Consider the following 13,844-nt stretch of genomic DNA (forward strand, 5'->3'; position numbering starts at 1 on the left):
AGGTGGGCACGCTGATTGCCGTCAGCGCCGTCCTGGCGACCGCGGTGGCATGCACCTCGAACAAGCCGCCGGTGCCGCAGGCCGCCGGTCCGGTCGTGGAAATCACGATCGCTCACGGCACCGTGACGCCCACCAACGCGACGTTGACCGCCAAGGTGAACCAGCCGATCACACTGCGGGTCACCAGTGACGCCGACGACGAACTGCACGTGCACTCCACCCCGGAACACGAGTTTGAGGTCAAACCGAAAGCGGATCAGGAGTTTTCGTTTAGCGTGGGCGTCCCGGGCAGTGTCGCGGTCGAACTGCACCACCTCGACCGGACGGTGGCCACGATCCAAGTCCAGCCGTGAGTCAGCCGGGCGTCACGCTACTGGCGCACGGCCTCGGTGGCTCGACCGATCTGCCGATTCCGTACTCGTACGCCCTCATCGGTGCGGCATGGGCGCTGACGCTCACCTTTGCAGTGGTGGCCTTCGCTTGGCGCACACCACGATTCGACCCTGACCGCCCGGGCCGCCCGCTGCCGGGCTGGGTGACGCGGGCGGTCGATTCACCCATGACCCGATCGGTGGTGGCCGGGCTGGCTCTGGCGCTGGCGGTGTGGGTCATCGCCGTCGCCATCGTCGGACCGCAGGACACCGGCAACGCGCTGCCGGGCGCGTTCTACGTGCTGCTGTGGGTGGGCGTCCCCACGCTATCGGTGCTCATCGGTCCGGTGTGGCGCGCCGTCTCGCCGCTGCGCACCGTCCGTCGAGTGCTACCGGTGCGCGCGCTGCGCAACTACCCGGAGGGGCTCGGATACTGGCCGGGCGCGGCGGGGTTGTTCGCGTTCGTGTGGCTGGAACTCGCCAGCCCGGACCCGGGGTCGCTGACGGCCATCAAGATCTGGCTCGCCTGCTATGTCGTCGTCACGCTCGGTGGAGCGCTGCTGTGCGGCCCGCGCTGGCTGTCGCGCGCCGACCCGTTCGACGTCTACAGCGTGGTGGCGTCCCGGCTCGCGGTGTTCGGCCGCAACCGGATGAGCGGACAGATCGCCGTGGTCAACCCGTTCAACCATCTGCGGACCCTGCCGGTGCGGCCGGGAACCCTTGCCGTGCTGGCCGTTCTGCTCGGGTCGACCGCGTTCGACAGTTTTTCGGCGAGCCCCGACTGGCGCAACTTCGCCGACGGTATCGGGATCAATACGGCCGTCACGCGCAGCATCGGATTGCTGGTGTTCGTGCTCGTGGTGGCCGCCACCTTCTGGGGCGCCGCCCAGGCCACCGGCGGGATCGATCGCGCGCGCCGCCGGGAGCTGCCCGGGCTGATGGCTCACTCACTGATCCCCATCGTCGTCGGATATGTGTTCGCGCACTATCTTTCGTACCTCGTCGAAAAGGGACAGCAGGCCGTGATCGCGCTCTTCGGCCTGCACGACGTCGAAGTGGCCTATGTGCTGTCCGCACACCCGGCAGTGCTGGCCACCCTCAAGGTGTGCTTTGTGGTGGCCGGACACATCGGCGGGGTGATTGCCGCGCACGACGCCGCTATCCGTCTGTTGCCGAAAAGGCATCAGATCACCGGCCAGCTGACCATGATGCTGACCATGGTGGCCTACACGTTCACCGGCCTGTACCTGCTTTTCGGCGGCTGACGCAGCCAATTTGTCGCACGACGTTTAGACGACGTCAACCTGGGCAGTCCCGCTGTGCCGGGAGAGTTGCCCATACTCGATGTCTCGGCGCGGGGCGCGGCGGTAGGAGGTCGTGATGATGTCACGCAACTGGTTGAGTCGGCGGATCCATCAAGTGCTCGAGCAGCACGGCGCGAAATCGTCGGCGGGGCTGTGGCGTCCGGCGTGGCAGAGCAATTCGGCTGCGGAGCGGCCGATCAGCTGGTGGCGCGCGCTGTAACTAGCTGGTGGGTCGGCCGTCGACGATCACACCCGCGGCCGCCTCGAGCGGCTTGATCGCACAGGTGAAGTCCGAGTCCGGGCCCTCTTCGTTCATGACGAGTTCCCACACCCGTCCGACCGCTGCGGCCATTTCGGTTGGCAGACCGAGCGAGGTGGCCTCCTCGAGATAGAGCCGTACGTCCTTCACCATCAGCCCGGTGGCGAATCCGTAGTCGAAGGTGCGCGGCAGAATCGACTTCGGGAACTTGTCGCGACTGGCGTTGGTGGCGCCCGAGCCGGCGTTGATCACGTCGATCATCACCGACGGATCCAGCCCCGCCTTCACACCCATCACCACGACCTCGCAGGTGGTGGCCAGCGCTGTGGCGGCCAACAGGTTGTTCACCAGTTTCATCGTCTGGCCGGCGCCTGGTTTCGTGTCGACGAAAAACGGGGTGCCCAGGTTGGCCAAGATCGGTTCGACAACCTCGAACTCGTCGCGCGGTCCCGAAACCATCAGTGCCAGTGCGCCTCTGGTGGCTCCACCGACACCGCCGCTGACCGGGCTGTCGAGCATCGCGATATCACGCGCGGACAGCCGACCCTGGATCTCCTGGGCGGCCGTGCTGCCGACGGTGGACAGGTCGACAAAGCGTCTGACGCGCTGACCCTTGATCACCCCGTCCGGACCGGTCGCCACGTCGCGGGAGGCCTGTACCGACGGCAGGCTGGCCAGCACGGTCTCGGCGCGGTCGGCGATGTCGCGAGGGGAGGTGCCCGCTTGGGCGCCCAACGCGACCGCCTTGGCGACGATGTCGGGGCGGGTGTCGAAGACCACCAGCGGATGGCCGGCCTCGATCAGGCGGGCGGCCATCGGAAAGCCCATGTTGCCCAACCCGATGAAGCCGACGTCGATGGCGTCGCTCATTGGGCGTCGAGTTCGGCGAAGGTTTCGCGCGCGACGCGGAAGCCGTCGACGGCGGCGGGCGCTCCGGCGTAGATCGCCACCTGCAGCAGGATCTCGCGGATCTCCTCGCGGGTGACACCGTTGGTCAGTGCCCCGCGCACATGGGTTTTCAGTTCGTGGGGGCGGTTGAGCACCGAGATCATCGCCAGATTGAGCATGCTGCGGGTCTTGAGCGGCAACTCCTCGCGGCCCCACACCGCACCCCAGCAGTATTCGGTGAGCAGATCCTGCAGCGGCTTGCTGAAGTCGTCGGCCTGCCGTTCGGCGTTGGCGACGTACTCCTCGCCGAGCACCGCGGCGCGGATCTGCCGTCCCTTGTCGTATGTCGCCTGGTCCATGGCGTACATGATCGCATTGCTTCAGGCGAGCACGGGTAGCAGCAGCCGGGACGATGAGCGGACGGTGTTGACGCTGCTGGTGCCGACACTGGCGTGCCGAAAATTCATGATGGCCGGGGTGTCGGGATCCTGGTCGTCGCTGGTGATCGCGATCTGGATACGGTGGCCGGTGTCGAATCGGCGCGCGTTGGGCACCAACGGGATTCGATACTCGACGTCGACACCGACGGGCACTGCCTCGGCGTGCCGGCAGGGGAGTACCGGGGCGCCGGGCCGGCTGGCGGCCTCGTCGACCGCGCGCAGGCTGGCCCGCAGCCACCCGGCGGTCACCGGCTCCGCGGTGCCGTCGGGGCTGACGTCGGACAGCGTGACGATCCAGGCGGTATCGGCGGCGGTGCTGCTGGCGACCAACCGCAGTTCGATGTTCCCTACGACGTCGAGCGGCTCGGGCAGCGGTTGGGTGATCCAGGTTAGTGCCGAAGGCGGATCGATCGCGCTGGGCTTGGCGCGACCCAGCCCGGCGCCGAGCGTCATGAGGTCGCGTCCACCCGCGTCGCCTTCGACATCGTCGAGCCCGCCGTCGGCGCGTAGCGCGAGCTCATGGAATGTGCCTGGCGGCGGCCAGGATTCGGATGTACGCCACCCCTCGGCGCCGGGCAGTACGTAGCGGACGGCCGGGCCGTCGAGGATCCCGGTGTCACCGCGCTTGAGCCAATGGTCGTACCAGGCGAGGGCCTCGATGTGCAGGCTTTCCCACGGCCAGGTCAGGCCGAATTCACCGAGCATCCCAATCCGGACGGTGGCGCTGTTGGTCAGGGCGGCGTAGGTGGAGAACGTCGACGGCAGGTGTAGTGGCGCGTTCTGCCAGTCGCAGCCCAAATAGACTGGGATATCGATCTTTTCGAGTAACGGCAGCAGGTTGCGTTCGTCCCACCAGGCGTCGCGAGTCGGGTGCCTGACTGCTGCGTCGAGCCACAGTTCGTCCCACGGATGCGGATCGTGGGGCACCTTGAGCAGCCCACGCATCATCGTCACCGCCGCCTCGCCGTTCATCGTCGCGAATTTGTGGTGCAGCGGCGGGGTGTTGAGTGCCCACCGCGCCACACCCAGCGGGCGGCTGCGCCAAAACGCGTCGCTGCGGGCGGCGGTGAGCCCGAGCATCGACAGGAAGGGCGTGACGAACGAGGAGCTGAACAGGCCGTGGTGTACCGCGCCTTCGTACAGATCCGATGTGACGGCCACCGGGAAGATCGCTCTGAGGTGGGGCGGGCGTTCGACCGCGGCCTCCAATTGGGTCATCGCGAAATAGCTGATGCCGATCATCCCGACGTTGCCGTCGCACCACGGTTGGGCGGCCACCCACTCCACGAGGTCGTACAAGTCCTGGCGTTCCTGGGCGTCGAAGAAGCCGAACGTGCCCCCGGATCCGCCGGTGCCGCGCAAGTTGGCGATGACGTGGGTGTAGCCGCGCGGCACCCAGAAGTCGGTGGCGCCGGCTTCGATGAATCCGGCCGGGGCGCCGAGATCCTGGATCTGCCGGGGGTAGGGCGACGCGGCGATCAGCGCGGGGAAGCGGCCGTCGGTATCGGGGCGGTGCACGTCGGCCATCAGCGTCACGCCGTCGCGCATCGGGACGGCGATGTTGATGTCGGTGGTGATGCGGTGCTCCGGTGCGCTGAGGTTTCGGTATTGCCTGCCAGTCGTCTGTGGACCGTTCAGCTGGCGCTGACCTGCGTCGATACCCGACACGCTGGTGGCTGACATCCCCGACTCCTATTTTCACGTTCTGTTGAGACTAGTTTCACGCTACGATGAAACTAGTCTCAACGCAATATGAATCTCGTGGTTAGGTGCAGCGCATGGCGAAGAGGGTGACCGCGCCGGGACCCCGCGACGAGAAGGGGGTGCTGGCGGCGCGGATTCTCGACGCCGCGCGCGGTGAGTTCGCCCAGAACGGTTCGGCCGGCACCACGATCCGGGCGGTGGCTCGGGCCGCCGACGTGGACCCGGCGCTGGTGTACCACTACTTCGGGTCCAAGGAGGGGCTGCTCGATGCGGCGACGAATCCTCCGCAGCACTGGCTGGAGAGCGTCGCGGCGACCTGGACGACCCCAGTGCCCGACCTCGGTGCCGCGCTGATCCGGCTGATGCTCGGCGCATGGGCCGACGACGAGATCGGTTCGGTGCTGCGCTCGGTGCTGCAGACCGCGGCGCACGAACAGAGCACACGGGAGAAGCTGCGCCGGGTGGTGGAGGGTCAGCTGATGGGGGTGTCGGGCCTGGGGGTCGACGACAGGGATCGTCAAGTGCGCAGCGGCTTGGTGTCATCGCAGATCATGGGATTGGCGATGATGCGCTACATCTGGCAGATCGAGCCGATCGCATCGATGAGCGACGACGAGCTCGTCGCGGCGGTTGCGCCGAATTTGCAGCGCTACATCGACGGCGACTTGAGCTAAACCGCTGCGGCGGCAACGGGTTTCGCGGCCGGCTCCTCCTCGAAGTCACCGGGCCGAAGCAGGCGGGTCGCGATCACACTGACGACCGCCGTGAACACGAGGTAACCGCAAGCGAGCCAAGGCTTTCCGTGGGCAGCCGCAATCAGCGCCGTCAGGATCAGCGGCGTCAGGCCCGAGGCGTAGACGCCGGAAAGCTGATACACCGTCGACAGACCCGTGTAGCGGACCCGGGTGGGAAACAGCGACGCGTAGAGCGTGCCCTGCGCCCCGTAGAACCAGGCGTGGATCACGCCGAACACCACAATCAGCGCGATCGCGTAGGCGGCGAGGCTGCGGGTGCTGAACAACGCAAACGCCGGGAACACCGCCAGTCCGTACGCGGCGATGCCGGTGCCGTAGACGACTTTCGCGCCGAACCGGTCGACCAGCAGCCCCGACACCGGCAGCAGCGCGGCCATCACCAGCGCCGCCGCGGTCACCGCGATCAGCACCGGCACCTTGCCCAGGTGCAGGGTGGCCGTCGCGTACGAGATCGCGAACACGCCCCAGGTGTTGAAGGCCGCCCCCTCACCCCAGCGGGACAGCATGCCCAGCACAGTCGAGCGCACGGTCGGGCGGCGGAAGATCTCGCGCAGCGGCACCGCCGACCGCTGGTCCTGCTCCTTGAGCTTCTCGAACGCCGGCGTCTCGGCGGCCTTCAGGCGCACCACGACCCCGAACACCACCAGCACAAGGCTGAACAGGAACGCGATCCGCCAGCCGTAGCTCAGAAACGACCCCGCCGGCAGGACAACCTGCAGCAGCGCGAAGACGCCGGTGCCCAGCGCAAGGCCCAGCGCCAGGCCAACCTGCGGCACACTGCCGAACAATCCGCGGCGCTTGGCCGGGCTGTGCTCGACGGCGAGCAGCACCGCGCCTGCCCATTCGCCGCCGAGTGCGAAGCCCTGGCCGATGCGCAGGATCAGCAGCAGGATCGGGGCCAGCAAGCCGATCTGCTCGGCGGTGGGCAGCACGCCCATGAGTGCGGTGGCCCCGCCCATCAGGAACATGGTGAGCGCCAGCGTTTTCTTGCGGCCGATGCGATCGCCGATGTGGCCGAACACGAACCCGCCGATCGGGCGCACCACGAAGCCGACCGCAAAGGTGGCGAACGACAACAGCGTTCCGACCAATGAGCTCTGGTGGGGGAAGAAGGCCTGGTTGAACACCAGGCTGGCCGCGGTGGCGTAGAGGAAGAAGTCGTACCACTCGATCGTCGTGCCGATCAGGCTGGAGAGCAGCGCGGTGCGGATGGTGCTCGAGGATGCCTCGTCGGCGTCGGCGCGTGGTTCGGCGATGGTGGACACGCATTCCACATCTATCCGCCTGCCCGGCCGGCGAACAGGCTTCGGCGCACGACGATTGCAATGGGCGTTGGGTCGGCCCAGTAGACTCGTCGGGTTACGGCAGAACGGACAGTACGGAGAAGAACCCGATGAGCGGCCATTCCAAGTGGGCGACCACCAAGCACAAGAAGGCTGTCATCGACGCCAAGCGCGGCAAGATGTTCGCCAAGCTCATCAAGAACATCGAGGTCGCGGCGCGCGTCGGCGGCGGCGACCCGGCCGGTAACCCCACCCTGTACGACGCCATCCAGAAGGCCAAGAAGTCCTCGGTTCCCAACGACAACATCGAGCGCGCCCGCAAGCGCGGCGGTGGTGAGGAAGCCGGCGGCGCCGACTGGCAGAACATCACCTACGAGGGCTACGGCCCCAACGGTGTGGCCGTGCTCATCGAGTGTTTGACCGACAACCGCAACCGCGCCGCCGGCGAGGTCCGGGTCGCGATGACCCGCAACGGCGGCAACATGGCCGACCCCGGTTCGGTGGCCTACCTGTTCTCCCGCAAGGGTGTGGTGACGCTGGAGAAGAACGGCCTGTCCGAGGACGACGTGCTGATGGCGGTCCTGGATGCCGGCGCCGAAGAGGTCAACGACCTCGGCGACAGCTTCGAGGTGATTTCCGAGCCGACCGATCTGGTCGCCGTGCGCACCGCGCTGCAGGACGCCGGTATCGACTACGACTCCGCCGAGGCCGGCTTCCAGGCGTCGGTGACGGTGCCGTTGGATGCCGAGGGTGCCCGCAAGATCATGAAGCTCGTCGACGCGCTTGAGGATAGCGACGATGTGCAGGACGTCTACACCAACGCCGATATCCCCGACGAGATCCTGGCCCAGATCGAGGAGTGACCTCAGGCCGGATGCAGGCTGACCGGCACCCCTGAGTAGCGCGTCATCCCGGTCGCCGGATCCAGGTCGTCCTTACTGGTCAACAGATTGACGTTGGCGCCGACGTGCGCGTGCGGCACCGACACCACACCGCTGCGCACCGACGGGTCCAGTCTCGCGATCCCGGTGACTTCACCGTATTCGGTGCGCACCACCAGCTTTTGGTCGTCGACGACGCCTGCGGCAGCCGCGTCGTCGGGGTTCACCAGAATCTCGGGCTGTTCGCCGAGGTACTCCAATTGCGCGTTGACTCTTCGCAATTGGCGGCGCGGCACCAGCACCGGACCGGTCGGGTGGCGCAGATCGTGCAACTGGTCCACCAGGAGTTGCGGTGCCAGCCGCCAGCCGCCGAGACGCTCGACATGGCGCTGCATCCACGCGGCAGGCAGCTCCCGCTCGGCCTCGGCCCACCCGGTGGTGACCAGGTCGTCGTAACTCCCGCGACCACCGGCATTCAGCTTGCCTAGCATCTCCTCGTCGGTCATCGACGTGTCGGCGATGTCGTGGCCCAGCCGTGCGCCGATCTCGGCGAGCACCCACTACATCGAGCGGCGTTCACCGACCGGCGCGATCATCGCCGGCGTGTGCTGGGCGGAGATCCGCGTACTCATGAAGTCCCACAGTGTGACGTCCGGACGCTCGAGCTGATCCTTGGTGGGCAGCACATGCGTGGACAGCGCCGTCGTCTCGGTCGGCAGAATCTCGGTGGTGGCCAACACCTCGAGCTTCGGCAACGCCGCCCGCAGCGCGTCGGTGGCCGGGAAACCCGTGAGCAGGCTGCCGCCGAGGTTCAGCAGTGCGCGGATATTGCCTGCCTCGATCTCGTCCGGCAGTGTCGCGCACGGCCATTCGCGCATGAACGCGCGGGTGTCCGGCCGGCTGCGGGGACCCGGCTTGGACTTGCCCTCCGGCGGCGCAATGGGCAGCTCGAACATCTCCAGCTGATAGCCGTACCCGGGGTGGAACCACTCCCCGCCGGGGGTGTTCATCGAGCCGGTGAGAATCAGCAGCGCCCACGAAAGCCATTGCGTGACATTCGCACTCGCCGACATGGTGACACCAGTACCGGTGTCGATCGCGATGTGCCCGGCCCGGCGGACGGCGGCGAGCAGGTCGTCGAGATCGGTGGGGTCGACGTCGGCGAGGCTGGCGGCATGTTCGCGGGTGAACGGCTCGACCGCGGCGGCCAGCACGTCGAAGTCCTGGACCGGTACGCACGTATCGGCGCCCTCGCGCACGATCTCGCGCACCAGGTAGGCCAGCACCGCGTAGTCGGTGCCCGGCCGCGGCGCGAGGTGGCGGGTGGCCAGCCGGGCGGTCTCGGTGCGACGCGGGTCCACCACCCACAGCTGCGCACGCGCGGCGAGGTCGCGGAACAATCCGCGAGGATTGGGCATCCCCACGGTATGACCGTGAGAGACAACCGGATTGCTGCCGATCAAGATGACCAGCTCGGCGTTCTCGTAATCGGGCCGTCCGGTCAGCCCCGCGGATCCACCCATCAACTCCGCGACCAGAACCTTGGCGGTGCCGTCGATGGTCAGCGGACTGAACTTCGCCGGTGTACCGATCGCGCGGTGCAGCGCCTCGGCGATGCGGTAGCCGGCGGCGTCCATGCCGATGCCGGTGCCGAAGTTGACGGCGACCGCCGCGGGACCGTGCTCGGCGATGATGGCACGCAACGTGGCCCCGAGCTCGTCGAGGCAAGCGTCCCAGGTGGTTTCGGTCAGCCGGCCGTCGGTGCGCATCATCGGCCGTTCGAGCCGATCGGGATGATGGTGAATCAGCGGCAGGGCGCGGCCCTTGGGGCAGGTGTAGCCGCGGGAGAAGGGGTTGTCCCGGTCACCGTGGACGGCGACCACCCGGTCGTCGTCGATGTCGACGAGGATGCCGCACACCGACGGGCACACTCGGCAAAAGCTCCGTACTGTGCGGGAACCGCCCGAGACCATGGAAAAGAACCGTACGCTGCGGGCAGGTATCGGAGGTGACGATGTCCCAGGTGACGGTAACCGACCCCGACGGGGTCCGCTGGACGGTGCGTCGCTGGTGGTGGAAGACGATCCCGTGGGAGACCGGCTTCGCCACCCTCGACATGCTGATCTTTCTGATCGTGCTGCCGTTCATGCTGCTGTGGCCGTTCTGGCTACTGGCCAAGTGGTGCGGCGTGCCGTGGACAATCATCACCGCGCGCGACGGCGAGGAGGTCGGCCGCGAGCAGGTCACCGGCTGGAAGCGCTCCGGCGCCCGGATCGAGGAGATCGCCCAGTCGATGCGCGACGGGATGCCCTACAGCGTGTCCTGACCGGTCCTGTCGGCCCGGCCCGCTACTGTGATCGAACAGCTGTTCGTAGTCGAAAGGCGATCCGTGCGGGTGATGGGAGTCGACCCTGGGTTGACGCGCTGCGGCCTCTCGGTGATCGAGAGTCGCGGCGGTCGCCAGGTCATCGCGCTCGACGTCGACGTGGTGCGGACTCCGTCCGACGAGCCGTTGCAGCGGCGGCTTCTGACGATCAGCGACACCGTCGACCATTGGATGGACACTCACCTGCCGGACGTGATCGCGATCGAGCGGGTGTTCGCGAACCAGAACGCCAACACCGCGATGGGCACCGCGCAGGCTGGTGGCGTGATCGCGCTGGCGGCCGCGCGCCGCGGCATCGACGTGCACTTCCACACCCCCAGTGAGGTCAAGGCGGCGGTCACCGGTAACGGTCGCGCCGACAAGGCTCAGGTCACCACGATGGTCACCCGGATTCTGCAGTTGCAGCAGAAGCCGACCCCGGCCGACGCCGCCGACGCACTCGCCCTGGCGATCTGCCACTGCTGGCGCGCCCCGATGATCGCGCGGATGGCCAAGGCCGAGGCGATGGCTGCCGAGCAGAAGCGGGCGTATCAGGCGCGACTGAAGGCGGCCCGCGCGTGATCGCCTCGGTGCGCGGCGAGGTGATCGACATCGCGCTCGACCATGCCGTCATCGAGGCGGCCGGCGTGGGCTACAAGGTGATGTGCACGCCGTCGACACTGTCGACGCTGCGGCGCGGTACCGAGGCGCGGCTCATCACCGCGATGATCGTGCGCGAGGACTCGCAGACGCTCTACGGTTTCGCCGATTCCGACGCCCGCGACCTGTTCTCGACGCTGCTCGGGGTGTCCGGGGTCGGCCCGAAGATCGCGTTGGCGACGCTGGCCGTCTACGACGCGACGGCGCTGCGCCAGGCGCTGGCCGACGGTGACGTGACCGCTTTGACGCGGGTACCCGGTATCGGCAAGCGAGGTGCCGAACGCATGGTGCTCGAACTGCGGGACAAGATCGGCCCGGTCACCGGTGGCGGCGGGGTGGCCGCGGCCAGTGGTCACGCGGTACGCGCCCCGGTGGTGGAAGCCCTTGTCGGACTTGGCTTTGCGGCTAAGCAGGCGGAGGAAGCCACCGATAAGGTGCTGGCCGGTGATCCGGAGGCGACCACGCAGAGTGCGCTGCGGGCGGCGCTGTCGATGCTGGGTAAGAAATGAGCCGGTTCGAAGACGAGGAGGACGAGGCACTCGAGCGTGATGTCTCGCCGGCCCTGACCGTCGGCGAAGGCGATATCGACGCCAGTCTGCGGCCCCGGTCGCTGCGCGAGTTCATCGGTCAGCCGCGGGTGCGCGAACAGCTGCAACTGGTTCTTGAAGGCGCCAAGAACCGCGGCGGCACACCGGATCACATCCTGCTGTCCGGTCCGCCGGGTTTGGGCAAGACCTCGCTGGCGATGATCATCGCCGCCGAGCTGGGCTCGTCGCTGCGGGTCACCTCCGGGCCGGCGCTGGAACGGGCCGGGGATCTGGCCGCGATGCTGTCCAATCTCGTCGAGCACGATGTGCTGTTCATCGACGAGATCCACCGCATCGCCCGGCCCGCCGAGGAGATGCTGTACCTGGCGATGGAGGACTTCCGGGTCGACGTCGTGGTCGGCAAAGGTCCTGGGGCGACGTCGATTCCGCTGGAGGTCGCGCCGTTCACGCTCGTCGGTGCCACGACCCGGTCGGGCGCGCTGACCGGGCCGCTGCGGGATCGCTTCGGGTTCACCGCGCACATGGACTTCTACGAGCCGCCCGAGCTGGAGCGGGTGCTGGCCCGCTCGGCGGGGATCCTCGGCATCGAGCTGGGCGCCGAGGCCGGTTCGGAAATTGCCCGCCGCTCGCGGGGAACGCCGCGTATCGCCAACCGGTTGCTGCGGCGGGTGCGCGACTACGCCGAAGTGCGCGCCGACGGTGTGATCACCCGCGATATCGCCAAGGCCGCGCTGGCGGTGTACGACGTCGACGAACTCGGGCTGGACCGGCTCGACCGGGCGGTGCTCACCGCGCTGACCAAGAGCTTCGGCGGCGGACCGGTCGGGGTGTCGACGTTGGCCGTCGCGGTGGGGGAGGAAGCCACCACGGTCGAAGAGGTCTGCGAACCGTTCCTGGTGCGCGCCGGAATGATCGCGCGGACTCCCCGCGGCCGGGTGGCGACGCCGCTAGCCTGGACCCACCTCGGCATGGTTCCTCCGCCGCGGGCCAGCGGGCTGGGGCAGGCCGGCCTTTTCGAGTGATGGGAGCGCCGATGGTCATCGCCGCAGTGATCTTCGCCGGCCTCGCCGCGCTGCTGCACGTCTACATCTTCACGATGGAGTCGCTGACGTGGACCACGCCGCGCACCCGCGCGGTGTTCGGCACCACCGCCGAGGAAGCCGAGACCACCAAACTGATGGCCCTCAACCAGGGCTTCTACAACCTGTTCCTGGCGATCGTCAGTATCGTCGGGATTATCGCAATCCTGCAGGGCCACACCGGAATCGGTGCGGCGCTGATCTTCGCCGGCGTCGGGTCCATGCTCGCCGCCGCTGTCGTGCTGCTGGCGTCCGCCCCGGACAAGGCCCGTGCGGCGGTGACTCAGGGGGCATTTCCGTTGGTCGCCGTCGTGCTGCTGGTGATCGCGCTCATCTGACTCACACGCACTCCAGCAAGCTATCCGACACGTCACCGACCGGCCCGATGGTCGCGTACGTGCGCAGGTGCCCGCTATCGGAATCGATTCCGGCGCAGACAATCGCGCACCGGCCGGTGTCGACGTGGTGGGCGATCTTCGGTGAGCGCTCGGTCAGCGCCACGCCGGTTTCCACGATGTGCGCGGCGGTGACGGCCTTGACCGAGTCGGTCCCGACACCCCGCCGCACGATGGACGCGATCCCTTGCTGCACAGGGATTCTGGCGGCTCCGTCCGGTATCACCGCCTCATCCCAGGCCCGCATCGCCGCGCGCACGGCAGGGCACTCGTCGTGGCCGAGAATCACGATCAGCGGTACGGCGAGGGTATCGACTGCGTACTCCATAGTGGCCAGAACACCGGAGTCGATCACGTGGCCCCAGGTGCTGACCTCGAGCAAGGAGCCCCAGCTCTGGCCGAAGGCCATCGCACTGCCGACCGGTGAGTCCGCGCACCGGAATACCGCGGCAGTCGGGGTGTGGACGATCGGATTGCGGCGGCGGCCTGCGGCCGGTACGTAGAAGAGCTCGTTTCCGGCACGCAGCTGGTGCCAGGCATTCTTCGGGTCGGACATGATGATCCTTTCTGTGGTGGGGTGAGAAATCAGCTGAAGTATTCGGGCCGGCTGACGTAGGTCTCGGTGACGAACATGACCCCGGATGACGCGTCGAGTAGCGGGCGCAGGCCGGCCAAGAGAGCACCTACTTTCGATTCCGGGACAACGGTGATGAGTAGTTCCAGCGCCGCTTGCTGATTGAAGAGCAGCCGACCCTGTCGGTAACCGTGGTGCCCGAGGCCCGAAACGCCTGACACGCTGGTGTATCCGGTAGCGCCAACGCTTTGAATGAGGTCGCGTACGGCGGGGGCTTCGCCGCCGGGGACCACCACCTCGATCTTGGTCATCTTGGTCAGTGCGGGTGCGGTCATGGG

The 13,844-nt window shown here is 67.6% G+C and carries 18 protein-coding genes; 10 read left to right on the plus strand and 8 right to left on the minus strand.

The window, feature by feature from the left end:
* Positions 1-44: 44 nt before the first annotated feature.
* The 3 genes from K0O64_RS12335 (at position 45) to K0O64_RS12345 (ending at position 1,895) form a co-directional block, all read left to right on the plus strand.
* Positions 45-353, plus strand: a complete 309-nt coding sequence (locus tag K0O64_RS12335) for a cupredoxin domain-containing protein (RefSeq protein WP_225933745.1) — start codon at positions 45-47, stop codon at positions 351-353.
* Positions 350-1,636, plus strand: a complete 1,287-nt coding sequence (locus K0O64_RS12340; protein ID WP_096311264.1) for a hypothetical protein — start codon at positions 350-352, stop codon at positions 1,634-1,636. The genes K0O64_RS12335 and K0O64_RS12340 overlap by 4 nt, the downstream gene beginning before the upstream one ends.
* A gap of 115 nt (positions 1,637-1,751) precedes the next feature.
* The gene (locus K0O64_RS12345) at positions 1,752-1,895 is read left to right on the plus strand and encodes a hypothetical protein (RefSeq protein ID WP_164520062.1); all 144 of its coding nucleotides are present in this window, start codon (positions 1,752-1,754) and stop codon (positions 1,893-1,895) included.
* Here the strand turns inward: K0O64_RS12345 and K0O64_RS12350 are convergent, their stop codons facing one another.
* The 3 genes from K0O64_RS12350 to K0O64_RS12360 are packed head-to-tail and all read right to left on the minus strand — an operon-like array spanning position 1,896 to position 4,945.
* Positions 1,896-2,792 (minus strand): NAD(P)-dependent oxidoreductase, encoded by an 897-nt coding sequence (locus K0O64_RS12350; protein WP_096312827.1) that lies wholly within the window; start codon positions 2,790-2,792, stop codon positions 1,896-1,898.
* An 8-nt stretch (positions 2,793-2,800) separates the two neighbouring features.
* On the minus strand, positions 2,801-3,181 hold the full coding sequence (locus K0O64_RS12355; RefSeq protein WP_071949905.1) for a carboxymuconolactone decarboxylase family protein: 381 nt from the start codon (positions 3,179-3,181) through the stop codon (positions 2,801-2,803).
* Positions 3,182-3,202: 21 nt separating this feature from the next.
* Complete coding sequence (locus K0O64_RS12360; protein WP_096311265.1) at positions 3,203-4,945, minus strand: CocE/NonD family hydrolase; 1,743 nt, start codon at positions 4,943-4,945, stop codon at positions 3,203-3,205.
* Positions 4,946-5,040: 95 nt separating this feature from the next.
* Here K0O64_RS12360 and K0O64_RS12365 point away from each other — a divergent pair, with 95 nt between their 5' ends.
* On the plus strand, positions 5,041-5,640 hold the full coding sequence (locus K0O64_RS12365; protein ID WP_071945513.1) for a TetR/AcrR family transcriptional regulator: 600 nt from the start codon (positions 5,041-5,043) through the stop codon (positions 5,638-5,640).
* On the opposite strand, the gene K0O64_RS12370 is transcribed toward K0O64_RS12365, so the two are convergent.
* Complete coding sequence (locus K0O64_RS12370; RefSeq protein WP_071949903.1) at positions 5,637-6,986, minus strand: MFS transporter; 1,350 nt, start codon at positions 6,984-6,986, stop codon at positions 5,637-5,639. The two genes, K0O64_RS12365 and K0O64_RS12370, sit on opposite strands and share 4 nt — an antisense overlap.
* Before the next feature lie 128 nt (positions 6,987-7,114).
* On the opposite strand from K0O64_RS12370, the gene K0O64_RS12375 reads away from it, so the two are divergent.
* Positions 7,115-7,867: a YebC/PmpR family DNA-binding transcriptional regulator gene (locus tag K0O64_RS12375; protein WP_071945511.1), complete on the plus strand. Its 753-nt coding sequence runs from the start codon at positions 7,115-7,117 to the stop codon at positions 7,865-7,867.
* A 2-nt stretch (positions 7,868-7,869) separates the two neighbouring features.
* On the opposite strand, the gene K0O64_RS29895 is transcribed toward K0O64_RS12375, so the two are convergent.
* Both K0O64_RS29895 and K0O64_RS12380 read right to left on the minus strand, forming a co-directional pair.
* Positions 7,870-8,442, minus strand: coding sequence for a molybdopterin dinucleotide binding domain-containing protein (locus K0O64_RS29895; protein ID WP_225933699.1), 573 nt, complete (start codon positions 8,440-8,442; stop codon positions 7,870-7,872).
* 3 nt (positions 8,443-8,445) lie between these two features.
* Complete coding sequence (locus tag K0O64_RS12380) at positions 8,446-9,858, minus strand: molybdopterin-containing oxidoreductase family protein (RefSeq protein ID WP_225933700.1); 1,413 nt, start codon at positions 9,856-9,858, stop codon at positions 8,446-8,448.
* Between the two features lie 50 nt (positions 9,859-9,908).
* Between K0O64_RS12380 and K0O64_RS12385 the strand changes: the two genes are divergently transcribed.
* The 5 genes from K0O64_RS12385 to K0O64_RS12405 all read left to right on the plus strand — a co-directional run bounded on the left by K0O64_RS12385 (position 9,909) and on the right by K0O64_RS12405 (position 12,875).
* A complete protein-coding gene (locus K0O64_RS12385; RefSeq protein WP_225933701.1) occupies positions 9,909-10,211 on the plus strand; it encodes a hypothetical protein in 303 nt (100 codons plus the stop codon).
* 63 nt (positions 10,212-10,274) lie between these two features.
* Entirely contained in the window at positions 10,275-10,832 is a 558-nt protein-coding gene (ruvC, locus tag K0O64_RS12390) for a crossover junction endodeoxyribonuclease RuvC (RefSeq protein WP_071949901.1), read from the plus strand.
* Positions 10,829-11,419: a Holliday junction branch migration protein RuvA gene (ruvA, locus tag K0O64_RS12395; protein ID WP_071945509.1), complete on the plus strand. Its 591-nt coding sequence runs from the start codon at positions 10,829-10,831 to the stop codon at positions 11,417-11,419. Before ruvC ends, ruvA begins: the two co-directional genes overlap by 4 nt.
* Positions 11,416-12,480: a Holliday junction branch migration DNA helicase RuvB gene (ruvB, locus tag K0O64_RS12400; protein WP_071945507.1), complete on the plus strand. Its 1,065-nt coding sequence runs from the start codon at positions 11,416-11,418 to the stop codon at positions 12,478-12,480. The genes ruvA and ruvB overlap by 4 nt, the downstream gene beginning before the upstream one ends.
* 11 nt (positions 12,481-12,491) lie before the next feature.
* Positions 12,492-12,875 carry a DUF1304 domain-containing protein gene (locus tag K0O64_RS12405; protein WP_071949900.1) on the plus strand — a complete coding sequence of 128 codons (384 nt, stop codon included), beginning with the start codon at positions 12,492-12,494 and terminating at the stop codon, positions 12,873-12,875.
* A gap of 1 nt (position 12,876) precedes the next feature.
* On the opposite strand, the gene K0O64_RS12410 is transcribed toward K0O64_RS12405, so the two are convergent.
* Both K0O64_RS12410 and K0O64_RS12415 read right to left on the minus strand, forming a co-directional pair.
* Positions 12,877-13,488 carry a carbonic anhydrase gene (locus tag K0O64_RS12410; RefSeq protein ID WP_071945505.1) on the minus strand — a complete coding sequence of 204 codons (612 nt, stop codon included), beginning with the start codon at positions 13,486-13,488 and terminating at the stop codon, positions 12,877-12,879.
* A 29-nt stretch (positions 13,489-13,517) separates the two neighbouring features.
* Entirely contained in the window at positions 13,518-13,841 is a 324-nt protein-coding gene (locus K0O64_RS12415; RefSeq protein ID WP_071945497.1) for a P-II family nitrogen regulator, read from the minus strand.
* Positions 13,842-13,844: the final 3 nt, after the last annotated feature.

The organism is Mycolicibacterium pallens, assembly GCF_019456675.1.
GTDB lineage: Bacteria > Actinomycetota > Actinomycetes > Mycobacteriales > Mycobacteriaceae > Mycobacterium > Mycobacterium crocinum.